Origin of the sequence: uncultured Campylobacter sp., from assembly GCF_938018145.1 — a bacterium.
In the GTDB taxonomy this organism is placed as follows: domain Bacteria; phylum Campylobacterota; class Campylobacteria; order Campylobacterales; family Campylobacteraceae; genus Campylobacter_A.
In genome coordinates, this window is the sequence record NZ_CALIII010000244.1 from 1 (window position 1) to 7,481 (window position 7,481).

The following is a 7,481-nucleotide window of genomic DNA, read 5'->3' on the forward strand; positions in this document are numbered from 1 at the left end:
CGCCTGTGGTACCTACGGGTACGACCGCGTCGATGCCGTTTGCTATTTGTCTTTTGATTAATTTTTCATAACCGATTTCGTCTAGTTTACCGTCTTTAAAAGGCGTAATCAGCGCCGTCATAGCGCCCGTTATTGCTTTTTTATTCACTTTTTTCCTTTCTTAGGATGATCGTCGTGGATTTTTCTTTTCTCGCGTATTTTTTGCAAATTTCGTTTAGATCGGCCGGTTTTAGCGCGGCTGTTTTTTCAGGTAGCTCAAAAAGCGGCTTTATATCGCCTCTAACGAGATAACTACCGTATAAATTTGCTACCTTCGACGCGCTATCTAGCGAGTAAATAAGATCGCTTTTTAAGCTATTTTTTATCTTAGTTATCTCGTCTTCGTCTATTTTTTGCGTTTTTGCGTTTTCTAGCACACGCCAGATCTCTTCCTCTACGGCCTCGGCCTTGACGCCAGGGTTGCAAACGGCTAGCACGATGAGCAAGCTCTCGTCGATGTTGCTCATATTATAGACGTCCACGCTGTTTACGAGGTATTTTTCATCTATCAAAACGCGCTGCAAAACAGAGCTTTGCCCACTGCCTAGATACTCCGCTAGCGCGCCCAGACGCGGCTGATCCTCGTGATTAAACGGCGGGATTTTAAAGGCAAGCGCTAGCATCTCTACTTCGCTATCCTTGTAAATTTCAGCCCTTTTTGCGCCGTTTTGCTCAGGCTCGATGCAGTGCAGTTTTGGTAGCGGCTTTTTGTTTTTTATGTGCTCAAAGTGCTTTTTGCCTAGCTCAAACGCGCTTTTTTTATCGATGTCGCCGCTGATTAGAAGCATCGCGTTTTGCGGCTGATAGTACGTCTCGTGAAATTCTTTTATATCATCTATCGTCCAGTTTCTGATGTCGCCGATAAAGCCGATCGGAGTCCAGTGGTACGGGTGATAGCTAAAAGCGACGTTAAATAGCGTAAAGTACAAAAAGCCGATCGGAGAGTTGTCCGTGCGCCATCTGCGCTCCTCGGTCACGACGTCGCGCTCGGGCTGAAATTCTTTATCTTTTAGGCTCAAATTTTCCATTATATCGGCGTAGAGCCTAAGAGCTTCGTCTAGGTTGCCTTTTGAGCATTTGACGAAATAATGCGTATAGTCAAAGCCCGTGCTAGCGTTGTTTACGCCGCCAAATCCCTTTACGATCTCGTCAAATTCGCCCGCTTTCATATTTTTCGTGGATTTAAAATTTAAGTGCTCTAGCATGTGCGCGATGCCGCTTTTGCCCATCGTTTCGTTTCGCGAGCCCACGCGGTAAAACACGTCCACGCTGATGACGCTAGAGCCCTTGCTAGCGGGGATGTGATAGATCTCAAAGCCGTTTTTGAGCTTTGTTTTGGAGTATTTTATAAGCATAAATTTCCTTAAATTTTGTTTTTTATATCGCAGCCCACCGCTTCGCTAATCGAGGCGAAATTATCCTCTTTTAAAAGCTTTAAAATACCTTCGTTTATCTGTTTTGCGATGTTTGGGCCTTTGAATATAAAGGATGTGTAAATTTGAACCAAATTTGCGCCTGATTTTATGCGCGCGTATGCCTCCTCGGCGCTGTCTATGCCGCCGCTTGCGATCAAAACCGTCTTGCCGTAAAGCTCGCTAGCCACCGCGCTAAAAAGCTCGCGAGAGCGTTTGGCGATGACCTTGCCGCTTAGTCCGCCGAAATTTTGTAAATTTGGCGACTTTGATAGCGAATAATCCACGCTCGTATTATTTACGATGACGCCTTTTGCGCCGCTTTCTACGGCCGTTTTGCAGATCTGCACGGCTTTGTCGTCGTCCATATCGGGCGCGATTTTAAAGATTATCGGCTTTTTTGCGATCGGCGTAAGGCGCGCAAAGAGGTCTTTTATAAAGCTATCTTCTTGCAGTTCGCGTAGGTTCGGGGTGTTTGGCGAGGAGACGTTGATGACGAAGCAGTCGCAAATTTCGTTAAATTTAGCGACTAAAATTTCGTAGTCTTTGATCGCTTCTTCGTTTGGCGTGATTTTGTTTTTGCCGATGTTGGCAAAAAGCGGTATCGCAAACGGATAGAGCTTGCCGACGCGCGCGTTCAGAGCGTCTGCACCCTCGTTGTTAAAGCCCATCGCGTTTTGTATGCTCTCTTCTTCGATTAAGCGAAAAAGGCGCGGTTTTGCGTTGCCCTCTTGCGGTTTTGGCGTCACGGTGCCAAACTCCACGTGCCCAAACCCGAGCGCTGCCAGCGGACGCAGCATGGTGGCGTTTTTATCAAAGCCGCCGGCGATTCCAACGGGGTTTAAAAAGCTAGTTCCTAGCAAATTTTGCGAAAGAGCCGCGTCCGTGACGACGCAGTTTTTAGCGACGATGCTATAAAGGCCCGGGAATACGCAGTCTGAGATACTTAGCGTTTTTTCGACGATTTTGTGAGCGGTTTCGGGGTCAAATTTAAAAAATATGGATTTTAGCGTTTCGTAATTCAAATTTTATCCTTAAATTTTGAGCGATTTTATCAAATTTAGGCTTAAACAAGGGCTTCGCCTTTTAGTTTCGCGTAAATTTCGCAACTCTTGCTAAGCGCCTCATCGGTATCAAAACCGACCACTTTTCCGTCGCTGATAACGGCGATTTTATCGGCATTTTGCACCGTGCTTAGGCGGTGCGCGATGATAAATATTATCTTTTCTTTTTGTAAATTTGCGATGGCTTTGGTTATCTGCTGCTCGCTTTCGTTATCTAGGGCGCTCGTGGCCTCGTCAAATATCAAAATCTGCGGGTCGTCGTAGAGCGCACGGGCGATAGCGATACGCTGACGCTGGCCGCCTGAGAGATTGGTGCCGAATTCATTTAAAACAGTCTGCGCGCCCTCGGGTAAATTTGACACGAAATCATAAGCGTTTGCCGTTTTTAGCGCGAACTCGACCTTGGCTTCGTCGTATTCGCGGCCGTAGGCGACGTTGTTTGCGACCGTGTCGTTAAAGATATAGACGCGCTGGGTCACTAGGCCGATATTTTGACGCAGCGAGCCGAGATCGAAATTTTTGATATTTTCGCCGTTTATCTCGATCGCTCCGCCGTTTGCGTCGTAAAACCTCATGAGTAGATTTACGATTGAGCTTTTTCCGCCGCCGCTACTGCCCACGAGCGCTACGGTTTGAGACTTGCTCGCGCTTAGATTTATGCCTTTTAGCACCTCTTTGCCCTCGTAGTTTAGTCTGACGTCTTTAAAATTTATCAAATTTATTTCAGACGGCACGGGTTTATCGCCGCTTAAAATTTGAGGCTCTTTATCAAGTAGCTCAAAGGTTCGCTCTGCCGCGACCACGGCGTCTTGCATCTTGTTGTAAAGGCCTGAAATGCGTTTAATAGGCGTGTAAAGCATGAAAAGCGCGGTTAGGAACGAAAAGAAGCTTCCCATCGTCAAATTTCCGTCTATGACCTCTTTGCCGCCGATAATGACGACTGCCGCGACGCCCACGGAGCCAAAAATTTCCATCATCGGGCTTACCATCTCGTTTACTTTTACGCTTTTTAAATTTAGCTTAAAAAATTTAGCGTTTTCGTCGGTAAATTTAGCGTGCTCAAACTCCTGTGCGTTGTTTGCTTTGATGATTTCGATGTTGGTAAAAATTTCGCTTAGCTTGGAGCTGATGTCGGAGGTCTTTTCCTGCGAGGCGCGGGAGATTTTTTTCATCTTTTTTGCGAGTTTTGAGAGCGGATAGACGGCTGCTGGCAAGATAACTAGAGCAAAAAACGCAAGCTGCAAGCTCTGATAAAGCACGACGCAAAGCAGTCCCGCGATCGTAATAGCCTCGCGGATGAGCTCTGGGATCATGGAGCTAACGATACTTCTGATGCGGTCGATGTCGTTGATATTTCGGCTGATTAGCTCGCCCGTGCGGTAGTCGTTAAAAAACTTCATATCCAAATTTAGCAGGTTTTTTAGTAGCTTTTCGCGAAATCTCCTCACGATATCCTGCCCGATATACGCCGTAAAATACGCCTGCAAAAACGTCCCGAGCCCCTTTAAAAAGTAAATCGCGATGATAGCGTAAGGCAAAAGATAAAGCAGGTCTTTGTTTTTTTCGATAAAAATTTTATTTAGCACGGGCTCGATCACCCATGCCGACGCGGCCGTACCGCCGCTAGCCATCAGCATGCCGGCGATCGCGATGATAAAATACGAAATATAATCCCTAAAATAGGGCGCAAACCGCCGCAAAACCTCTTTTAGGCTCATCTGCTTCATATTTTTTCCCACATGCAGCCGTTTGGAGTATCCATGAGGCTGATGCCGTTTGCGGCTAGCATATCGCGGATTTTATCCGATAGCTCGTAGTTTTTGGCCGCTTTGGCTTCGTTTCTTTGATTTATCAGATCCTCGATATAGGCTCGCTTTTCGTCGCTCACGCCAAACTGAAAATACTCAAACACGTCTACTTGTAAGATACCCAGCACTCGCGCTATTAGCTCTAAATTTGCCGCGATTTCGCTTTTTTTGGCTTTGTCTTTAGGGTTCGCATCTAGCTCGTCGTTTGCGCTGCGGACAAACTCGTCTACGCAAGCAAGGGCTTTTGAGGTGTTTAGATCGTCCTGCATCGCGGACATAAATTCGCTCTTAAATTTCTCGTTCGCGCTTAAATTTGCCGCCGCGCCCAAAACTCGTTTTTTTAGGCGGTAAATTTTATCTAGGCGCTTTTTTGCCGCGTTTAGATCGTCTTCGCTAAAGTTAAAATTCGCTCTGTAGTGACTCGAGATCAGATAAAATCTCACCGCCTCGCCCAAATTTCGCTCCAGCGCGTCTTTAACGAAAAAGCTGTTTCCCAGGCTCTTGCTCATTTTTTCGTTATTTACTTGGATAAAGCCGTTGTGAAGCCAGTATTTAGCCAGGCTTTTATGCTCGGCGCAGCGGCACTGCGCAGCCTCGTTTTCGTGGTGAGGAAATAGCAAATCAAGCCCGCCCGCGTGGATATCGATCTCAAATTTTTCGCCGCTAGATAGGTGCTTTTTTATCATCGCGACGCACTCGGTATGCCAGCCCGGGCGACCGCGGCCAAACGGGCTTTCGTACCATTTCTCGTCAAATTTCCACAGCACGAAGTCTTTTTCGTCCTTTTTTTCGTCGCTACTAGCCACGCGAGCGACGTTTGCCTCGGTGTCAAATTTACCGCTCAGGCTCAGATACTGCGCGTCTTTTGCGGTGTCAAAGTATATGCCGTCGCCCGCGATCTCATAAGCAAAGCCGTTTTTTAGCAAAATTTCGATGTACTCTATCATCTCTTTTAGCGTCTGCGTCGCTTTTGGTTTGACGTCTGGCTCAAGCACGTTAAGCGTGCCCATATCGCGCTCGTAGCTTGCGATGTATCTATCCGTGATCGCTTCTAAACTCTCGCCGCTCTCAGCCATTTTCTTTAAAATTTTATCGTCGATATCGGTGTAGTTTCGCACGAATTTGACCTTGTAGCCAAGCTCGCTTAGCGTGCGTCTAAGCAAATCAAAGCTAATCGCGCTTTTGGCGTGTCCTAAGTGCGCATCGTCATAAACCGTCGGCCCGCAGACGTAAATGCGCACAAAGTCGCTTTTTACGGGCTCAAATTCTACTTTTTTTCTCTTTACGCTATCAAAAATTTGCATCTAAAAATTTCCTTAAAAATATCAAAATCACTGCTTCTAAAACCAAAACCGCGCTTAAAAGCGTTAATTTTTTAGGCTCAATTATAGCTAAAAATTTCCTTATCCCAAAAAATTTGACGTTTAAAGCTAGCGTCAAAAACCCGCCCAGCGAGCTAGCTAGAGCCAGTCCGAACGCACCATAAATTTGCATCAAAACAACAGCTAAAACGAGGTTAAAAACGAGCGTGATAACGGCGATTTTGGAGGCTAGCTTTTGCTGCAAATGCGCATAAAGCCAAAGCGAAAAAAGTTTAGCAAGCCCAAAAGGCAAAAGTCCGATCATATAAGCGGCCAAAACGCTTGCGGTCGCTGCCGTATCGGCCTGCGTAAAGCTTCCGCGCTCAAAAAGCAGCTTAATGATAGGCTCGGCTAAAATAATGCCGCCGATAGCCGCCGCAAAGAGCAGAAAATATAAAATTTCAAAGCTTTTTCGCATCCATTTTAGAGCTTCGGCTTCGTTGCCGGCCTTGATCTGGCGCGTGATTTTAGGAAAAAGCGCGGTAGAGAGCGCGATCGCAAATATCGCTAAAGGAAGCTGAAAAATACGGTTGGCGTAGAAAAGATAGCTGATGGATCCCGCCGCCAAAAACGACGCCAACCACGTATCAATAAACGAGCTTAACTGCATCGCGGATGATCCGACTAGGCCGTGGAAAAAGTTGCTAAAAAAACCCTTTGTATCGGCTCTTTTTCCGCGGGCAAATTTAACTAGGCCGCCGAAAAAGAGCTTTGAGATACCGTTAAATTTAAGCGCGATAAGGTGCGCTATGAGCTGCAAAACGCCGCCTACAACGACGCCAAAGCTAAGATAATAAGCTACGATTTTAGGCTCTTGTCCGCGAGCCAAGATTAGGGAACCGATCATGGCTAAATTTAACAGCGCCGTCGAAAATGCCGTCGTCGCGAAGTGCCCGCGATACTGCAAAAGCGAGGCTAAAAATGTAACGGCAAAGATGAGCGCTAAGTAGTAAAAGTTTATTTTTACGAGCGGGACGGCTTCGTTTATGTCGCTAGGCGCTAGGCCCGTGGCGATAACGGCGGTAAAAAACGGGGCGAATAAATTTACCAAAAGCGTGAGAATGCCGATAAAGGCTAGAAATTTAAGAAAAATCTCGGCGCTAAAGAGCGATTTTTTGTTTGATTTCGTAAAATTTGGCAAAAAAGCGTTGGCAAAGGCCCCCTCGCCAAAGATACGGCGTAGTAAATTAGGAATCTTAAACGCGATGAAAAATATATCGCTGTAAATGCCCGCACCCAAAGTAGAAGCGGTAAGCAGGTCGCGCACGAGCCCTAAAACTCGCGAAACCATGATGCCGATGCTGTTTGAAAAAAAGCCTTTTATAAGCATAAAATTTCCTATTTAAAATTGGCGTAATAATAGACAAAATTTGTTTTAAAATACGTAAAAGCGGGCGCGAAAATCTCGCATAACGTGTTTTTAATGAAATTTTAGAGATAATCTCGCGAAAATAAAAATAACGCGAGAGTATCACGTGCCAGAAAACCAAAACGCGCAGCAAAACTTCCTAGCCGAGATGGAGGTCGAGACCGCCAATCCGTACGGCGAGATATTAAATTTAGTAAAAAGCTTCGGCGTCGATAGCAAATTTATAGATTTTGATATCATGGAAATCAAAACCGAATGCAAGGTGGTAGGCGAGAGCCAACCTAGACAAATCGCCGAAGACAAGCTAAACGTCTTTGATAACGATAAATTTTACGTAGATAGAGTTGAGAGTATCAAGCAAAGCTATCTGGTTAAATTTTACGACGTTAGGCGCGTAAAACCTACGCCTTTGCCTAACGTTTCTGTGA

General features: G+C 45.9%; 6 protein-coding genes and 1 pseudogene. 1 reads left to right on the plus strand and 6 read right to left on the minus strand.

Features of this window, described 5'->3' with window-relative positions:
* The 6 genes from Q0338_RS05665 to murJ form a co-directional block, all read right to left on the minus strand.
* The coding region (locus Q0338_RS05665; protein WP_298085912.1) for a dihydrodipicolinate synthase family protein at nt 1–148 on the minus strand (148 nt) is incomplete at its 3' end.
* A complete protein-coding gene (locus tag Q0338_RS05670; protein ID WP_298085908.1) occupies nt 141–1,394 on the minus strand; it encodes a pitrilysin family protein in 1,254 nt (417 codons plus the stop codon). The genes Q0338_RS05665 and Q0338_RS05670, both read right to left, overlap by 8 nt.
* A gap of 8 nt (nt 1,395–1,402) precedes the next feature.
* Nucleotides 1,403–2,476, minus strand: coding sequence for a quinone-dependent dihydroorotate dehydrogenase (locus Q0338_RS05675; RefSeq protein WP_298085909.1), 1,074 nt, complete (start codon nt 2,474–2,476; stop codon nt 1,403–1,405).
* A gap of 41 nt (nt 2,477–2,517) precedes the next feature.
* Nucleotides 2,518–4,242, minus strand: coding sequence for an ABC transporter ATP-binding protein (locus tag Q0338_RS05680; RefSeq protein WP_298085913.1), 1,725 nt, complete (start codon nt 4,240–4,242; stop codon nt 2,518–2,520).
* Nucleotides 4,239–5,627: a cysteine--tRNA ligase gene (gene cysS / locus Q0338_RS05685; protein WP_298085910.1), complete on the minus strand. Its 1,389-nt coding sequence runs from the start codon at nt 5,625–5,627 to the stop codon at nt 4,239–4,241. Before cysS ends, Q0338_RS05680 begins: the two co-directional genes overlap by 4 nt.
* Nucleotides 5,614–7,014: a murein biosynthesis integral membrane protein MurJ gene (gene murJ / locus Q0338_RS05690; protein ID WP_298085911.1), complete on the minus strand. Its 1,401-nt coding sequence runs from the start codon at nt 7,012–7,014 to the stop codon at nt 5,614–5,616. The genes cysS and murJ overlap by 14 nt, the downstream gene beginning before the upstream one ends.
* Nucleotides 7,015–7,159: 145 nt before the next feature.
* Here murJ and Q0338_RS05695 point away from each other — a divergent pair.
* A pseudogene (locus Q0338_RS05695) lies at nt 7,160–7,481 on the plus strand (hypothetical protein); the annotation flags it as partial.

What these genes read in the sequence shown, in the direction of transcription:
- Q0338_RS05680 (WP_298085913.1), bottom strand. Translation starts at nt 4,242, where the DNA reads ATGAAGCAGATGAGCCTAAAAGAGGTTTTGCGGCGGTTTGCGCCCTAT.
- murJ (WP_298085911.1), bottom strand. Translation starts at nt 7,014, where the DNA reads ATGCTTATAAAAGGCTTTTTTTCAAACAGCATCGGCATCATGGTTTCG.
- cysS (WP_298085910.1), bottom strand. Translation starts at nt 5,627, where the DNA reads ATGCAAATTTTTGATAGCGTAAAGAGAAAAAAAGTAGAATTTGAGCCC.
- Q0338_RS05670 (WP_298085908.1), bottom strand. Translation starts at nt 1,394, where the DNA reads ATGCTTATAAAATACTCCAAAACAAAGCTCAAAAACGGCTTTGAGATC.